The organism is Flavobacterium salmonis (genome assembly GCF_903819435.1).
Lineage (GTDB): Bacteria > Bacteroidota > Bacteroidia > Flavobacteriales > Flavobacteriaceae > Flavobacterium > Flavobacterium chungangense.
This window is the reverse complement of sequence record NZ_CAIJDP010000068.1, coordinates 278658-296248: the sequence shown is the minus strand read 5'-3', so window position 1 is coordinate 296248 and position 17591 is coordinate 278658. Positions and strand designations below refer to the sequence as shown.

The window sequence follows — 17591 nt, the reverse complement described above, 5'->3', positions numbered from 1 at the left end:
AATTATGAAATTGTTTTTGGATAATCATTTTATTGCTAAGATTAAAAACTGTCTTTTGGCAATAGTCGCTATACCTTTTTTTTATTGTTGTGCAACGCAAAATGCCCAATACGGAAAAAATGTAAGTGCTAACGAAACACAAAACGTAACGGATACTATAAAAATTGTCCATACTTTTTATTTAGTTGGAGATGCTGGCAATGCTGATGAAGAGCAGGCACAGCAAACACTGGAACTGTTGCATCAAAAACTTAAAAAGTCTAATAAAAAAGCAACCTTATTGTTTCTAGGAGACAACATCTATCCAAAAGGCTTTCCTAATGATAATAATACTGCTGATATTACTGTGGCAGAAAAAAAACTAACGAATCAATTAAAATTGAGTAAAGGATTTAGGGGGAAAACAATTGTGATTCCGGGAAATCACGATTGGTACAACGGAATCAAAGGATTGGAACGCCAAGCTGATTTTGTAACCAAATATTTAAATGATAAAAAAGCGTTTCTGCCTAGAAAATCCTGTCCGATTGAAGATGTGAAAATTGACAGCACTATAACATTAGTAACTGTTGATAGTGAATGGTTTTTACAAGACTGGGATAATCACCCCACAATTAACGATAATTGCGACATTAAAACCAGAGAAGATTTTTTTGATGAACTTGAAAATGTTTTAAATAAAAATCAGGAAAAAACAGTGGTGCTTGCCATTCATCATCCTTTGATGAGCAACGGAACGCATGGGGGTCAGTTTTCATTAGAAAAGCAGTTGTTCCCTTTAGAGAAAAAGATTCCACTGCCGGTAATTGGGTCGATTATAAATTTACTCAGAAAAACATCTGGTGCCAGCCCGCAGGATCTTCAAAATAAACAATATACTATTTATTCAAAACGAATAAAAACACTGTTGCAAAAGCAAAAAAATGTCATAGTTGTTTCCGGTCATGATCATAATCTGCAGTATATCAGTAAAGAAAATATTAAGCAGATTATTAGCGGCGCCGGTTCAAAATCTGAAGCTGCAAGGGCTATCAATTCAACTGATTTTTCATATGGTGGAAATGGTTATGCAACCTTGACCTTATATAAAAGTGGTGATGCTAAAGTGGCATTTTTTGGAAATGAAAATAATAAGGAAAAAATGCTTTTTGAACAAGAAATCATAAAAGCCAAGGAGTTTAACTGGGCTTCTAATGTTTCAAGTAACTTTCCGCCAACTATCAAAACTTCAATATATTCTTCTGAAATGACCGATAAAAGTTTATTTCATAAATTCTTGTTTGGTAAGCATTACAGAAAATATTACAGTATGCCAGTAGAAGCAAAAACAGCTACAATTGATACTTTAATGGGAGGTCTGAAACCTATTCGTGAAGGGGGAGGTCATCAGTCTGTTTCTTTAAGAATGTCAGACTCAAAAGGGAGGGAATATGTGATGCGCGGCATGAAAAAAAGTGCAATAGCTTTTTTACAATCTGTAGCCTTTAAAGATCAGTATGTTGTGAATGATTTCCAAAATACATATGCAGAGAATTTTTTACTTGATTTTTATACCACCTCTCATCCGTATTCTCCTTTTGTAACTGCCACTATGTCTGATCAGATAGGGCTTTTACATACCAATCCATTTTTATATTATATTCCAAAGCAGGAAGGCTTAAAAGAGTTTAATTCTAACTTTGGAGATCAGTTGTACATGGTAGAAGAACGTCCTGCAGATAATCATCTGGATGCTAAAAATTTTGGAAGTCCATCAAATATTATCAGTACAGAAGATATGATGAAAAATCTTCACAAAGATGAAAAATACACTGTCGATGAAAAAGAATACATCAAAGCGCGGTTGTTTGATATACTGATTGGTGATTGGGACAGACACAGCGATCAATGGCGCTGGGGCGAATATAAAAAGGGAGATAAAGTTGTTTACAAACCAATTCCGCGTGATCGTGATCAGGCTTTTGCAAAATACGATGGAGCTTTGCTTTCTCTTTTAATGAATATTCCGGCGCTTAGGCATATGCGTACTTTCAAGGGAGATAAAATCAATGTAAAATGGCTTGGAAGAGAACCTTATCCAATGGATTTGGCTTTTCTGAGAACGACTGAAGAAAAAGACTGGATTGAACAGGCTAAATTTATTCAGGAAAATTTATCAGATGCTGATATTGATAATGCTTTTAAAAACATGCCTAAAGAAGTTCAGGATGGAACAGTTGAAGATATCAAGAATAAATTAAAAAGGAGAAAAAAGGATCTTCAGAAATATGCTTCTGAATATTCTGATGTATTAAGCCGTACGGTTATGATAGCAGGAACCGACAAAAAAGACAAATTTGTAATCAATCATAATATTAAAAAGTCTATAGAGATACAGGTTTACAGAGTGAAAAAAGAAGGGGATGAGTTGGTTTACACTAAAACGGCAACTGATGCCAAAACTAAAAATCTGTGGATTTACGGTCTTGATGATAATGATGTTTTTCAGGTAATTGGAAACCAAAAGTCAAAAATTAAGATTCGTTTGATTGGTGGTCAAAACAACGATACTTATAATGTCGAAAATGGTAAAAAAGTTATTGTGTATGATTTCAAATCAAAAGAGAACACTTATAACTTAGATTCTAAAACCAGAACCCAGCTTACAGATGATTATAATGTCAATTTGTATAATTATGAAAAGCCAAAGTATAATGTAATTGCGGGACTTCCAAATATTGGGTTTAATCCTGATGATGGTGTGAAAGTAGGCGTCAATTTAAATTATACTGTTAATAATTTCAAGCAAAATCCATATACTCAAAAACATATTTTTAATGGTTTTTATTATTTCGCAACCGGAGGCTTGGAATTTGATTATACGGCACATTTTCCCGGTTTGTTAGGGAAATGGGTAATTGATGTAGATGCTCAATATACAACGCCAAATTTTGCGATGAATTTTTTTGGATACGGAAATGAAACTGAAAACGATGATGATGACTTTGGAATGGATTATAATCGGGTTCGCATTAGAAAATTTAATGTTTCCAGCGCAATAAGGCATGTGGGACGCTTTGGAAGCGAATTTAGCCTGCAGCCGATTTTTCAAAGAATGAAGGTTGAAGAAACTGATGGCAGATTTATTGATGTTGCAGGAATAGTAAATCCGAAAGTATTTGACAATCAGAATTACGGAGGTTTAAAAGTAAAATATGTTTTTAAAAATGCTGATTTTGCGGCTAAGCCAACCTTAGGAATGTATTTTATGATTTCGGGTATGTGGACGACAAACTTAAACGATACTGAGCAAAATTTTCCAACACTTGAAAGTATTTTAGGTTTCACACATAAAATTGATCATAACGGAAAATTTGTTTTGGCAACATCTTTAAAGGGTAAAGCCATTTTAAATAATAATTTTAACTTTTACCACGGAGCTTCTTTAGGAGGGGATTCTGATTTAAGAGGTTATAGAAATGAACGTTTTCTAGGACATTCATACTTTTCTCAAAGTACAGATTTGAGGTTGAATATTGGTAAAATTCATCATACAGTTGCACCTTTAACCTATGGGATTTTAGGTGGTTTTGATTACGGAAGAGTTTGGTTTGATGGAGAAAACTCTAAAAAATGGCATCAGGATTATGGGGGAGGACTATGGTTAAATGCTATTAATGTTTTAACTGCCAGAATCTCTTATTTTCAATCACCAGATGAGCCTGGAAGAATAGTTTTTGGAGCTGCTTATAGTTTTTAAAGAAAGAAAAAATTTGGAGTTTTAGTGTTTTTGTAAAGTCCATTTTACAAAAACACTCATAACTTCAGTCCAGTGTTCTTTTTCATAATTTGCACTTCCGTCTTCATTTACTTCAAAAAAATTATGCTCTAAGTTTAAATATCTTTTGTAAGTCAAATTATTTTTAGAATTCTGAATATAAAACAAAGGAACTAAATCACATAAGTCGGAAGCGATATCGTTTGTAGCATAAGCCAGATAAGTTGGAATGGTAATTTTTAGCCAATCATTAATCTGAGGTTTTGAAAAAGATTTCCAAGCTAATAAAGTAGGATCTTTTTTTATGGAATCATTATTGTAAGCATCTCGAAACATTTGGTATTTATCGTTAATTTTTTCATCGGCTTCTTTCCAGGTAATTTTTTTTGCCTCTGCCTCTTTTCTATAATTTCTTATCAATTGGTCAATTCTTCCAAAAGGATTGGCTCCAAATAAGCCTAAATGAGTTACATTTTTATTTGAAATCGAAATTGCTGTCGCTACTTTTGACCCTTGAGAATGACCAGCTACAATTAGTTTTGAATTATCAACCCATTTTTGTTTTCGTAAGTACTTTAATACTGTATTAGCACGAGTTTGATACATTTCCAAATAGTCAGATTTCATATACTCTTTATCGAATTCTTCAGGTCTTTTAGGATTTGGGATATAGCAATACGATTCGCTTAGATTTTTTTCTTCAACAATTACAGGAGTCTTAGGCATTGAAATTACCACTAAATGATAATTTCTTTTTATTTCTTCGATATCAAAATTAGTGATTCCCCCTCCAATCATCCACATTGGCTCTTTCTCAGGTTTTACAAATAGAGGGATAGGTAAAGAACCCTGGCAAAATAAGAAAATCGGTTTTTTAAAATTTAAAACAGTATCAACTACAATAAAATCAATACTGTCACTATTGTTTTTGATGTTAAAATGAGTTGCCTGATTATTTATTATAATTTTATTTTGAGAAAAGGAAGATAAGGACAAAAAAAGTGAGAGAATGACTAACGTGATTTTTTTCATAAGCAGATTTTCCAAAATATTAATTGGCGCTATTAAAAATAAATAATAAGTTACTTCAGTCTTAATTCGTAAACATTACCTCCGATTTTATTTGTCTTTTCATCAGCAATTAATAAAGTATTATTGTCTTTAAAAACAACAGCTTCTTTTTGTGAAAAGTGGTTTAAGGCAATTTCTGTTTGAGAGCCTTTGTTAAAAGAATCACCGTTAAAATCTTTAAATAAAACAATTTTATCGTGACTTAATAACGCTATTTTTGTTCCGTCTGGACTAATCGTTGCGCTGGTTAAAACACAATGATTGTAATTGTTACAAGTGTTAAATTCGCCTATTTTAACAGCTTTTTGAGTTCCGGGAGCATTTTTTATTTTATAAATAAAAGCAGTTCCGTCAAAACCTTTGCTTCGGTTTTTGGTAAAGAGATAAAAGTAATTTTGGTATTCAAAAAAACCTTCAACATCGTAGAATAGTTCTTTTTTCTTAGGCGGAAATTCTGTCTGTTCAGGATATGAAAAAGAAACTTTATACTCAGAAACTGCATTTTCTTTACTTAACTCTGCTTTTGCTACTTTGTAAATACACAAATCCTGACGTTCATTATCATTATTACCAAAATCACCGATGTAAATATTTTCCTCTTTGTCTTTTGTAATATCTTCCCAATCTACATTTTGGGCGTTTGTAATAGAGATAGTTTTCTCTAATTTTCCTTGTGAATTAATAGCGTAAACTTCATTTTTATTCCCACTGTCTTCCAAGGTGTAAATCATATTGGTTTCGGGAAAATAAGTAATGCCGGATACTTCCTTTAACTTTTTTGGAAGTGAATAAAGCGTTTTTAAATCAGTATTGGATTGTTGTTGACAAGCTAATAAAACTATAGAAATTCCAAACAAAAAAAACTTTTTCATAGATTATTTATTTTTAAACCAAATTGGTGTTTTTAAAATTACGGGTTATGAATTCAAAAGCTGCATGCATAATATGCCCCATTGATTTAGCATTTTTAAAATTCATATCATTAGTATAACGGTACAATTCCATTTTTAGCTGATTTAAATGCTCTTCTGTAGATATGGTGTCGTGGCACATTATGTTAAGTAGTTTTTTAATTCTGTTTTCGGCAGAGTGAATACGTTTTGCCAAAATAGCCCGTTCTTCGTCTTTGTATTGAAAAATTGAACGTTCTTCAAGTTTTTCCTTAATCAGTTTTATCATTGGATAATTTTCCTTAAAAAACTGAGGGCGATATACCTTGAAATTTCCTTCATAACATTGCTGGTCAAAATCTATGGGACGAATTTTGTAGACTACCTGATCAAAATCATGAATAGGCACAATTACATAGTTGTAAGCACGCATGTCGCCTAAAAGCCTGATCATACACCGCTCGTTGAATTTTACAAACTCTTTTGCGATTTGTGATTTTTCGGTTTCGCTACAAGTGTCTAATAAGGTATCCATAAAAACATCACCCGGAATGCCTATAATATGTTCTTCAATTAAGGTATCCCTATAAACCAGAAAGTTGATTTTATCAGGTGATAAAATGTCTTCTAATTCTAACCCGTAAATTCGGGATGCATCTGCTTTTTTAATGTAAAAATGGACATAATTGTCATTAAGAATATTTCGGACTTTTATTCGGAAAGGTTTCGAATTTCCAAAAGTACAATAATCAATTGCATCAACGTTTAAAAATTGAATAATCTCGCTGTTTCCGTCTGAATGTAAAAGAGAATAAATCTTCTTCAAATTGAGGTCGATTTCATTTCTTTCAAATTCATTATAATAAACCCTTATCCACAAGGTATCAATATCATTTTTGTCATAAACATTAACAGAGCCTGAAAAGCGTAATAAGTCATCATAAAACACAGATACTTTCGAGATACGTTCGTATCGTTCTAAATAGCTTAAAAGTGATTGTGTTAAAGGGTAAGAAGGTTTTTTTAACAGCATTAAAGGCTCGCTCATTTTCAATATCTTTAATGCAAATTTACATTAATTTATATTTAGGAGTAACAAAAATCCAGTTGAAACGTCTTACTAAAAACTAAAACCGAAATAAATTTGGAAACCATACTTAGAATTGAGAATCTTCACAAAAGATATGGGCGAATTCAAGCCTTGAAAAATATATCTTTTGAAATACAAAAAGGACGCGTTTATGGTATTTTAGGGCCAAACGGAAGCGGAAAATCGACAACTTTGGGAATTGTTCTGAATGTTGTAAACCGAACATCAGGTAATTACAGTTGGTTTGGAGGTAAAATGCAAACTCATGAAGCGTTGAAAAAAGTAGGTGCAATAATTGAACGCCCTAATTTTTATCCTTATATGACAGCAGAAGAAAACCTAAAGCTTGTTTGTAAAATAAAAAGTATTGATTATTCTAAAATCTATGAAAAGCTTGACTTAGTTGGTTTGACTGAAAGAAAGAATAGTAAGTTTAGTACTTTTTCATTAGGGATGAAGCAGCGTCTGGCTATTGCTTCGGCACTTTTAAATGATCCGGAAATTTTAATCTTAGATGAGCCCACAAATGGTTTAGATCCACAGGGAATTCATCAGATTCGGGATATTATTAAAAAAATTGCTTCACAGGGAACCACTATTTTACTGGCTTCGCATTTATTAGATGAAGTTGAAAAAGTTTGTTCGCATGTGGTTGTTTTGCGAAAAGGGGAGATGCTATATTCAGGATCTGTTGACGGAATGTCTGCAAATGAAGGTTTCTTTGAAATTCAGTCTGAGAATAATGAAGCGTTGAAGATTATTTTGAATGAGCATCCTGCAATTGACAGAATAACTGAAGAGGAAGGCAAATTTTTGGTTTACTTAAAATCAGAACTATCTGCTTCCGAGTTAAATAGGTTTCTATTTTCAAAAAATATTGCATTGAGCCATTTGGTGAAACGCAAAAATAGTTTAGAAGCCCAATTTTTAGAATTAACAAAAAACGCCAGCGTTCAAAACAACTAACCATGAACAGACTTATCTCTATAGAATTACAAAAAATCTGGAAAAATAAAGCCAGTAAAGTGCTGACATTAATTTATTTTATTCTGCTTTCATTTATAGCATTAATTGCTTCAATAAAATTCGATATAGGCTTTTTAAAATTTCACTTTGCCGAAATGGGAATTTTTAACTTTCCATTTATTTGGCATTTTAACACCTATATAGCTGCCTGGCTGAAATTTTTTCTCGCAATTGTAATTGTTTCTATGATGGCAAATGAATATAGTTACGGTACTTTAAAACAAAATCTAATTGACGGTTTAAGTAAAAAAGAATTTGTTTTGTCAAAATTCTTAACCGTTGTAGTTTTTGCTTTCTGTTCAACAATTTTTGTTTTTATAATGACCTTGATTTTAGGATTATGTTTTTCATCCTATACTGAGTTTGGAATTGTCTTCACAGATTTAGATTATCTGTTGGCGTTTTTTGTAAAACTTACCGGTTTCTTTTCTTTCTGTTTGTTTCTTGGGATTTTAGTAAAGCGTTCTGCCTTTGCATTAGGATTTCTTTTGGTTTGGAGTATTTTAGAAGGAATTATAAAAGGTATTTTAGTGTTTCAAATATTTCCCGAAAGCACTAAAGGTTATACTATTACGCAGTTTCTGCCTTTAGAGGCCATGTCAAATTTGATTTTGCTTCCGTTCCCTAGATTATCAATGATAAAAAATATTCAGAATCAAATAGGTTATGAGAATAATATTGATTACAGTGTTAATTATTTTTCAATTTTAATTGTTTTAATCTGGACATTCTTATTTGTTTATTTTTCATATAAAATATTAAAAAACAGAGATTTGTAATTGTTTTGTCACGAGGTTTCAATTTCAGTTTCGCATAGAAAAATAATTATATTTCAAAAAAAAATTGTAGAAAAATTTAGTTATTATGCATTTCTTACAGTGACACAACCTGCTAAACTTCAGGGTTGTGAAGCTAAAGTAATTTTTATTGAAAAGATAACTTATTGAAATTTATTAATTCCAATAAGGAATGCCCTTAAAAAAAGAATCCCAAATTCCATTAAGTTAGGAATTTGGGATTTTTAATATTGAAATTTAAAAGATTAGAATTTAAATCTTTTTCTATCAGTTTCTGTCAAATAGATTTTTCTTAAACGAATAGATTTTGGAGTAACCTCTACATATTCATCTTTTTGAATGTACTCTAATGCTTCTTCTAATGAGAAAATGATTGGAGGGATAATTCTGGCTTTTTCATCATTTCCGGAAGAACGAACGTTAGATTGTTTTTTCTCTTTCGTTACGTTTACACACATATCATCACCACGAGAGTTTTCACCAATTACCTGACCTTCATAGATTTCAGCATTTGGTTCAACAAAAAACTTACCACGATCCTGTAATTTATCAATAGAATAAGGAATAGCTTTTCCTTTTTCCATAGAAATCAAAGAGCCTTTGTTACGTCCTGCGATTTCACCTTTGTAAGGCTCATATCCAATGAAACGGTGTGCCATAATAGCTTCACCAGCAGTAGCAGTAAGCAATTGATTACGCAATCCAATAATTCCACGAGATGGAATATTAAATTTTACAATCATACGGTCACCTTTAGTTTCCATACTTAGCATTTCACCTTTACGCATAGTAACGAACTCAACTGCTCTTCCAGAAAGTGATTCTGGTAAATCGATTGTCAATTCCTCAATTGGCTCACATTTTTTACCATCAATTTCTTTGATGATAACTTGTGGCTGACCAATTTGAAGCTCATAACCTTCTCTTCTCATTGTTTCAATAAGAACAGATAAGTGAAGTACACCACGACCAAAAACCATGAATTTATCTGCAGAATCGGTTTCACCTAACTTCATCGCTAAGTTTTTCTCTAATTCTTTTGTTAAACGCTCTCTAATATGACGAGAAGTTACAAACTTACCCTCTTTACCAAAAAAAGGAGAGTCATTAATTGTGAATAACATACTCATCGTAGGCTCATCGATAGCAATAGATGCTAATCCTTCAGGATTTTCATGATCAGAGATAGTATCTCCAATTTCAAAACCTTCAACACCTACAACAGCACAAATATCTCCAGCAATTACTTCTGTAACTTTTTTACGGCCAAGACCTTCAAAAGTATGTAATTCTTTAATTCTTGATTTTGTTACAGTACCGTCTCTTTTTACCAAAGATATTGGCATACCTTCTTTTAAAATGCCTCTTTCAAGACGTCCGATAGCGATACGACCTGTAAATGCAGAGAAATCTAAAGAAGTAATCAACATTTGTGGATTTCCTTCTGAAACTTTAGGAGCTGGTACATTGTCAACAACCATATCCAATAATGCTTCAACATTATCAGTTACGTTTTCCCAATGATCAGACATCCAGTTGTTCTTAGCAGAGCCATAAACTGTCGGGAAATCCAACTGCCATTCTTCAGCACCTAATTCAAACATTAAGTCAAAAACTTTTTCGTGAACTTCTTCAGGCGTACAGTTTTCTTTATCAACTTTATTGATAACTACACAAGGCTTAAGACCTAAATCAATCGCTTTTTGTAAAACGAAACGAGTTTGTGGCATCGGACCTTCAAAAGCATCCACTAGCAAACATACACCATCGGCCATGTTCAATACACGTTCTACTTCACCTCCAAAATCGGCGTGACCAGGAGTGTCAATAATATTGATTTTCGTTCCTTTATATTGAACAGATACGTTTTTTGAAGTAATTGTAATACCTCTTTCACGCTCCAAATCGTTATTATCAAGAATTAAATCACCTGTGTTTTCGTTTTCACGAAATAATTGACAGTGATACATAATTTTATCAACCAAAGTGGTTTTACCGTGATCGACGTGGGCAATAATTGCAATGTTTCTAATAGATTCCATCTGTGATTTTTAATGGGTGCAAAGGTACACTTTATTTTGATATAAAAAACGTTTTGCAGATAGTTTACGTAATGCCAACGAATTAGTTTAATGAATACTTAAAAATTCTATAGCTTTAAAAGCATTTCAATTTGGTTAATTTTCCTATATTTGAGTGATGAAAAGTAAATCCAAACAAATTATACTGATCTACATTATCTTTTCGTTATTTATGGCAATCCTATGTCATAAATTTCTAGTTTGCTATGCTTTAAAAACAGAATTCTTTTATTTTAGTTTTGTAAAGGATGTAGCTTTTATATTTTTTACAGGTCTGATTTTTAATTATATTTTATCGAAAAATGAAAGTAGAAATATTGCTATTTTGAAAAAAATGCAGTCTGCTAATGAAGAAATCAAGAAATCTAATGAGAAATATGACATCGTTGCAAAAGCCACCAGTGATACCATATGGGACTGGAGGATTCCGGAAGATTATATTACCTGGAATAAAGGAATCGAAAATGTTTTTGGATATAAACAGGAAGAAGTAGGAATGACTTCGAAATGGTGGTTTGATAAAATTCATCCTGAAGATACTATAAAAATGTCTGTCAGATTATATTCGTTTATTGAACTTAAAACTGAAAAATGGCAAGATCAATACCGTTTTAGATGTGCCGATGGTACTTACAAATACGTTTTGGACAGAGGTTTTCTTTTAAAAGACGATAATGGTAAAGGTATCAGGATGATTGGAGCTATTCAGGATATTACAAAACAAAAAGAAGAAGAACAAAGGCTTAAACTGTTAGAAACAGTAATTACGCAATCTAAAGATTCTATTTTGATTACCGAAGCAAATTCTACAGATGGTAAAATTCCTAGAATTGTGTATGTAAACCCTGCTTTCACTAAAATGTCAGGATATGAATCTGATGAAATTTTAGGGCAGTCGCCAAATGTTTTTAAAGGTCCTAATTCTGATTCTGAGGCCTTAAAAAAAGTACTAAAAGCGATCAAAGAAGAACGGGAATGTTTAATAGAAACGATAAGTTACAGTAAAAACAAAAGAGAATATTGGGTTCGTTTTTCGATGATTCCAATTTTTACTGTTGAAGGAGTCTTGTCTCATTGGATATCTATTCAACAGGATATTACTGAAGAAAGAAAATTAGAGACTGAAAAAGAGCAATTAATCCGCGAATTGACTCAAAATAATAAGGATTTAAAACAGTTTTCTTATATCACGTCACATAATCTAAGAGCTCCGTTATCTAATTTGATGGGGTTGTTAAACTTAATAGAGGATATTCCTGTTGAAAATCCTGAGTTAGAGGAAATATTGGGCGGTTTTTATAAGTCGACACACCTCCTTAACGAAACGATTAATGATTTAGTAAAAGTGATCATTATAAAAGATAATCCTTCGATGCAAAAAGAGATGGTTTCTTTGAGTGAAGTTTTTGAAAATGTGTTTGGTCAGTTATCCTTTCAAATAGAAGCACATAAGCCAATAATAAAACTTAAATTAGATAAAGTTCCTTTACTTAACACCAATAAGGCATATATTGAAAGTATATTGCTAAATTTGCTTACTAATTCCATAAAATATAAATCTGAGAATAGAAAATTAAAAATTTCTATAACAGCTGAAGAGATTGATCAAAGAGTTTTTTTGACTTTTACAGATAATGGAATCGGAATTGATTTAGAAAGAAATGGTGATAAAGTTTTTGGACTGTATCAAAGGTTTCATAATTATCCCGATAGTAAAGGTCTTGGTTTGTATCTTGTAAAATCTCAAGTTGAAACTATGGGAGGAACAATTAGTGTTGAAAGCGAGGTAAACAAAGGAACCTCATTTATCATATCATTTAAAAAATAAGTTATGTTGGAACAAATTTTATGTATTGATGACGATCCTATTACATTGATGCTGTCTAAAAAGGTGATTTCAAAGGCAGGTTTTTCTGACTTGATCAGTACGGCTCAAAATGGCGAAGAAGCGTTGTCATTTTTTAATACATTAAAGTACAGTAAAGATCAGCCAGTAAAAATACCGCAATTAATTTTTCTCGATTTAAATATGCCGATCATGGGGGGATGGGAGTTCTTAGATCATTTTACCACTTCTGATTACGATGAATTTAATTCGGTAAATGTTATAGTTTTGTCCTCTACAATTAATCCAGAAGATTTAGCAAAAGCAAAAAAATATCCTATCATTATTGATTTTCTCTCCAAGCCTATAACATTACAAATGCTTGAATATCTGAAAAATAAAATTGAACTATAAAAAAAACGGCAATTGCATTATAATTGCCGTTTTTTATTTTAAGTAAGTAAATAGAAAATGAATAGCTTCTTAGCTTTTTTCTTCTTTATTGAAATATACTAAGTAGTAATACATTTGTTTTTCTTCATCCCAGCCTTTTTCAACAAATTTTTCAGCGCTTTCAGGGTTGATAAAATCCATTTTAATCTGAATGTGAGTATCCAGATTAATTACATTTTTAATCGATTTTCTGGCGTCAGAAACAGCTGAATTGGCAATAGGGAACGAGGTTACATCTTCGATGCTGTATTTTTCTCCTTTATCAACTTTATAGTTTTTAAATTCAGGAATTAGATCAGGATTGTCCAGTACTTCATTCAGGAAATTCTGCTCTTCAAATTGATCATTTTTAGCAAAATAATTCACAGAGCGGTTCATGAACATAACTTCTTCTTTTTTATCTTCTGCTGGTAAAACCACGTCTTTTGCAAAGTTTTGACAGAATTTTAAATATTTTTTGGTAATGAAATTTTCATCTTCAAAAGCATCAACAGATAAAAAATGCTCTAACCAGTAACGTGCATCATAACGGTTACTGTCGACAGTGAGGATTTTGTATCCTTCTTCTTTTTTATAGTTAAAGATCAAACATCCTTTATCTAATTTACTTAGGTTGATTCCCTGTTGTAAAATCATTTCAAGATTACTGTCTTTTTCTTCAAACTGTAAAAAGTCGGCTTGCAGCTCGCTTTTAAAAATCCCAATAGCATCAACCACATTATTATCAATACTTAAATTGGTTAAATACGTCACATAAACCTCTCCATTTTTAATGTGCGGATGATTGGACTGTTCGAATAAATGTGTGGTAATTTTTTTTGAAATCTCCTGTAAATTGCCTGGATTATTAAAAATTTCCGTAGCATATTTAAACATGTCGTTGTAATCCAGATCGACTTCGTGTGCAAACTGATAATAGTTTTCTTCTTTTTCCCTAAAAGGCTTAAAAAAGTACTCTTTTATCAAAGGCACAATTTCATCATTTAAATTAAAAGGCTGTTCCGATAAAAAAATCGCTTCGTTACGGCTTTTGTTTCCTACGCGGTGTATCGCAAGGGTCTCGATGTGGGTGTTGAATAAGTTGATCATGTTTAAAGGTGCTGAGGTTCTAAGTTGCTAAGATTCTGAGTTTTTTAGTTTCTGTCTTTCAATTTTTTGATAAATGAAACTAACATTCTTTCGACTTCTCGGCTGTCCTCGTATAAGTTATTAAATTCGTGTTCATTCAGATAAGTTATATTTTTTGCAATTTCTAATTGAGTTTGCATTTCAAATAAAGAACCTACTGAAATATTTAAAAAGCGTAAAAAATCTTTATCACTTTCTCTTCCAGATCCTTCAGCAATATTACTTGGAATAGAAATGGAACATCGTCTGATTTGTGAAGTTAACCCGAAGATTTCTTCTTTTGGGAAATTATTTGTTGAAGAATAAATTTTGGTAGTTAAGGACATTGATTTTTGCCAGATAAGCAGACTTCTAAAATTACTCATATTTATATTTTTAATTCATTAAATATAAAAATAAGAAAAAACTTTCAAAAAAAACACCTTATTAACTCAGCATCTCAGAACCTTAGTAACTTTATCTCTAATTCCAATTCTCCTCAAATCCAAAATCTTCAAAGCTGTCGTCGCCTTCAAACATGTCAAGATCGTCTTCGTCTAAATCATCTTCAAATTCTCCGTAAATATCGTCATGCATATCGGCTTCGAAGTTTTTTTCTCCGGCTTCATCCGGCATTTCTCCGTGTGAAAATAATGTTTCAGGATAAATAGCCCCAACAGATTCTTCTTCTATCGCAGCCAATTCAACTAAGAAAGTCCACATACTGATGAAATCGTAAACATAGATAATTTTAGTGTTTTCTTTGTCTAAGATACTAGATAATGGATAATCATTCATAGTTCTTATTTCGCCTGGAATATCTCCCGTATCAAAAAGTGGAATTTCATCTTCCTGATTCCATGTGTCATCACAAGTATAAAATGAAGCCACTTCTGATCCGTCAAAGCCAAAAGAGTTGAAGATTGCATTGTGTAAATCCTCAAGGGTATCATCTTCAAGAATTGCGATGTCTCTAAAAATATCTTCTTCGGCGTCCAGAATTACTCTAAATTTATAAACCATAATCTTTGTATTTTTTGAAAAGACAAAGGTAAAATATAAAAAATGAAATACGAATTATGAATTACGATTTGTTGAAAAGATTTTTGATTTTTATAATTTACTTTCCAGTCTCAATAAATTGCAAAGCACAATCTAAAATTTCGTCTTTTCCTTCCTGAATTCCTTTGATTGTAGGTTTTACTTCAATATCTGGAACAATTCCAATACGTTGGGTTTCCTTTATATTTGGATAAAAAACACCATAACAGGTAAATGATGTTTGAAATCCTTTCATAACATGAAAACGAGCATTTGCACCATCAGCTCCTGCAGTTTGACTACCAATTATGGTTGCATTAGGAGCTACTTTTAAACACATTGCTGTATATTCAGAATGACTAATCGATTTTTCATTTACTAAAAGAATTACTTTTCCTTTGTAATAATCCAGGTTAATTCTTCCACAGGTTTCAATGCCATTTCTCCAAATATACCTGCCTGGAAAGCTTAAATCGGGATCAATAAACTTAACAAATTCCTTAGGTTCTGGATTTAAGTATTCAGCTATTGCATAATTAGTATCTTTTGGATGATTTCTGATATCAAAAATAATGGCTTTTGTTGATTGTAAGGTTTCTATCATGTCAGGAACATTTTTAACCTGTAAAATTTCCATATCAACATAACCTATATTATTGTCTAAAACTTTAAACTTTTCTTTTTTTATTTTGGCACCTTTTTTATATTCATTTCTGTGGGAATCGTGTTCATTATACCAATTTATAGTTTTTGTTATATACTTTCCGTCCTGAAGAAATTCTAACTTAACAGTATCTGAATATCCAGATAATACTGATTCCGTTAGTCTGTCTAGATAAAAAGATACATTTGATGCCGCAATTAAATCTCTATTTTCTGCAATAATTTCTTTTATCGTTTTGTCATTAATCTTAGTAATGACAGTACCAATTTTTATATTCTGAGCTTCTGCCAGACTATCTGCCCGAATTTCTGTAACAACTATTTTTTCATCAATGATTTTACATTTGGCTGGAAAATAATTTAGGATTTTGTTTGAATCTGGATCTGAGTGTTTATAAAACACGACATGAGAGTCGTTAAGTTTAACAGTTAGTCTTTGCATTGCGTTGTAAAAATCGTCTTCATTTTTGGCTGCCATAAAAAGAGGAATCATTTTTTCTAAAGTGATGTCCCATTTTTGATCCATTTGATATTTATATGGAAAAAAGTATTCTACGTAATTCCAATATCTGAAAAGCGTTAAAATGTGTAAATTTTTATCGGTCAATTTAAAATCTGCATATTTAACTTCATTATTAAATTGTAAAATGTTACCACTATAAAGATCATATTGCACATAATACTGTTTTCCTTTGTATCTGTTTTTTTCAATAAACTTGAGTTTCTTTGAAAGACTTTTCGAAAGTATTTTTGAATTAGTAACCCATGACAAGTCAAAGTTTTTATCAAAATACTCAACATCTTTTGGCTGAGCGATTGGTGTGGTTTCTTTTACTTCTCCAAGAGAATTTATCCAGTTTTCGAGAATTAATAAAAAATCTTCTTTGGTTTGTGCTTTCTCTACCTGAGGCAAAATTGTAAAAAGCTGTTCATCCCAATTTTTACTTCCGTTTGCCACATTTGGATGGTAATATTTCAAAAAACCCCATATTTTGCAAGTGGTGGCAAGTTTTTGGTTTTCAGTAAGAATGTTGTTAGCAAACGCCGTTTGTACGACAGTAAATAATAGTATGAAAATTATGTTTTTCATTTAATGCTTTTTTAGGTCAAGGTGAGATTAGTTTTACCAAAAATAGCTTTTAAATGTGAAAAAATAATGATTGCAGAATTTTTTGAGAATAAAGATTTATCAATCAGCTTCTAATAGTTTTTGAAATTCTCTTTCTAAGTTTTTGGTATTTTTTATGAGTTGGATAATGTCTGTTGGCTGTCATATTATTAAAAATCAAGGCCACAATAAGCAAAATCAAAACACCAATAAGCACAGGAGATATTACATACATATAACCCAAACTTTTTATTTTATCTGAACCAATGATCGCAATTAATGCAGTCGCTCCTCCGGGAGGATGCAGCGTTTTGGTAATCTGCATTAAAATAATAGCAAAAGAAACGGCCAGAGGAGCAGCTATCCAAATAATATCTGGTGCTAATTTGTGTACAGTAACACCAACAAAAGCCGAAATTAAATGTCCGCCAACTAAATTTCGTGGCTGAGAAAACGGGCTCTGAATTATTCCGTAGACCAGTACACTCGATGCTCCAAAAGAACCTATTAAATAAACCGCATCATTTCCTGAGAAATGTATAGATTGAATATAAGCCAGGATTCCAATACCTGCAAATGATCCTATAAAAGACCAAAAGTGTTCTTTATAATCTACTAAAGTTTCCTTGTAAAGAATGTAACGTGTTTTGCGGTATCCTCTTTTTATTTTTTGAACAGGCAT

14 protein-coding genes are annotated in these 17591 nt (G+C 31.8%); 5 read left to right on the top strand and 9 right to left on the bottom strand.

The genetic code is table 11. The features are described 5' to 3' along the window. Positions 1–4 precede the first annotated feature (4 nt). Positions 5–3739 (top strand): metallophosphoesterase, encoded by a 3735-nt coding sequence (locus FLACHUCJ7_RS11400; protein WP_180908984.1) that lies wholly within the window; start codon positions 5–7, stop codon positions 3737–3739. Between the two features lie 21 nt (positions 3740–3760). Here the strand turns inward: FLACHUCJ7_RS11400 and FLACHUCJ7_RS11395 are convergent, their stop codons facing one another. Genes FLACHUCJ7_RS11395 through FLACHUCJ7_RS11385 form a run of 3 tightly spaced genes read right to left on the bottom strand, consistent with a single transcriptional unit; the run spans position 3761 to position 6766 of the window. Continuing rightward, positions 3761–4789 carry an alpha/beta hydrolase fold domain-containing protein gene (locus tag FLACHUCJ7_RS11395; protein ID WP_180908983.1) on the bottom strand — a complete coding sequence of 343 codons (1029 nt, stop codon included), beginning with the start codon at positions 4787–4789 and terminating at the stop codon, positions 3761–3763. Between the two features lie 50 nt (positions 4790–4839). Next, complete coding sequence (locus FLACHUCJ7_RS11390) at positions 4840–5700, bottom strand: SdiA-regulated/phytase-like domain-containing protein (RefSeq protein WP_078226183.1); 861 nt, start codon at positions 5698–5700, stop codon at positions 4840–4842. Positions 5701–5713: 13 nt separating this feature from the next. After that, positions 5714–6766: a hypothetical protein gene (locus FLACHUCJ7_RS11385; protein WP_031456376.1), complete on the bottom strand. Its 1053-nt coding sequence runs from the start codon at positions 6764–6766 to the stop codon at positions 5714–5716. 96 nt (positions 6767–6862) lie between these two features. Here FLACHUCJ7_RS11385 and FLACHUCJ7_RS11380 point away from each other — a divergent pair, with 96 nt between their 5' ends. Both FLACHUCJ7_RS11380 and FLACHUCJ7_RS11375 read left to right on the top strand, forming a co-directional pair. Continuing rightward, positions 6863–7774, top strand: coding sequence for an ABC transporter ATP-binding protein (locus FLACHUCJ7_RS11380; protein WP_031456375.1), 912 nt, complete (start codon positions 6863–6865; stop codon positions 7772–7774). Positions 7775–7776: 2 nt separating this feature from the next. Beyond that, positions 7777–8613 carry an ABC transporter permease gene (locus FLACHUCJ7_RS11375; RefSeq protein ID WP_180908982.1) on the top strand — a complete coding sequence of 279 codons (837 nt, stop codon included), beginning with the start codon at positions 7777–7779 and terminating at the stop codon, positions 8611–8613. 263 nt (positions 8614–8876) lie between these two features. Here the strand turns inward: FLACHUCJ7_RS11375 and typA are convergent, their stop codons facing one another. Then, a complete protein-coding gene (typA, locus tag FLACHUCJ7_RS11370) occupies positions 8877–10673 on the bottom strand; it encodes a translational GTPase TypA (protein WP_078226186.1) in 1797 nt (598 codons plus the stop codon). 373 nt (positions 10674–11046) lie between these two features. Between typA and FLACHUCJ7_RS11365 the strand changes: the two genes are divergently transcribed. Both FLACHUCJ7_RS11365 and FLACHUCJ7_RS11360 read left to right on the top strand, forming a co-directional pair. Then, positions 11047–12540: a PAS domain-containing sensor histidine kinase gene (locus FLACHUCJ7_RS11365; protein ID WP_223255450.1), complete on the top strand. Its 1494-nt coding sequence runs from the start codon at positions 11047–11049 to the stop codon at positions 12538–12540. Between the two features lie 3 nt (positions 12541–12543). Next, positions 12544–12951, top strand: coding sequence for a response regulator (locus FLACHUCJ7_RS11360; RefSeq protein WP_031456371.1), 408 nt, complete (start codon positions 12544–12546; stop codon positions 12949–12951). A gap of 69 nt (positions 12952–13020) precedes the next feature. Here FLACHUCJ7_RS11360 and FLACHUCJ7_RS11355 read toward each other — a convergent pair whose 3' ends face one another. The 5 genes from FLACHUCJ7_RS11355 to FLACHUCJ7_RS11335 all read right to left on the bottom strand — a co-directional run bounded on the left by FLACHUCJ7_RS11355 (position 13021) and on the right by FLACHUCJ7_RS11335 (position 17591). Further along, complete coding sequence (locus FLACHUCJ7_RS11355; RefSeq protein WP_078226187.1) at positions 13021–14079, bottom strand: nucleoid-associated protein; 1059 nt, start codon at positions 14077–14079, stop codon at positions 13021–13023. A 44-nt stretch (positions 14080–14123) separates the two neighbouring features. Next, positions 14124–14483, bottom strand: a complete 360-nt coding sequence (locus FLACHUCJ7_RS11350) for a four helix bundle protein (protein WP_078226188.1) — start codon at positions 14481–14483, stop codon at positions 14124–14126. Between the two features lie 97 nt (positions 14484–14580). Next, on the bottom strand, positions 14581–15120 hold the full coding sequence (locus tag FLACHUCJ7_RS11345) for an IS1096 element passenger TnpR family protein (protein WP_180908981.1): 540 nt from the start codon (positions 15118–15120) through the stop codon (positions 14581–14583). A 97-nt stretch (positions 15121–15217) separates the two neighbouring features. Next, entirely contained in the window at positions 15218–16891 is a 1674-nt protein-coding gene (locus FLACHUCJ7_RS11340; protein ID WP_180908980.1) for a S41 family peptidase, read from the bottom strand. 103 nt (positions 16892–16994) lie between these two features. Then, positions 16995–17591 carry an HPP family protein gene (locus FLACHUCJ7_RS11335; protein ID WP_078226190.1) on the bottom strand — a complete coding sequence of 199 codons (597 nt, stop codon included), beginning with the start codon at positions 17589–17591 and terminating at the stop codon, positions 16995–16997.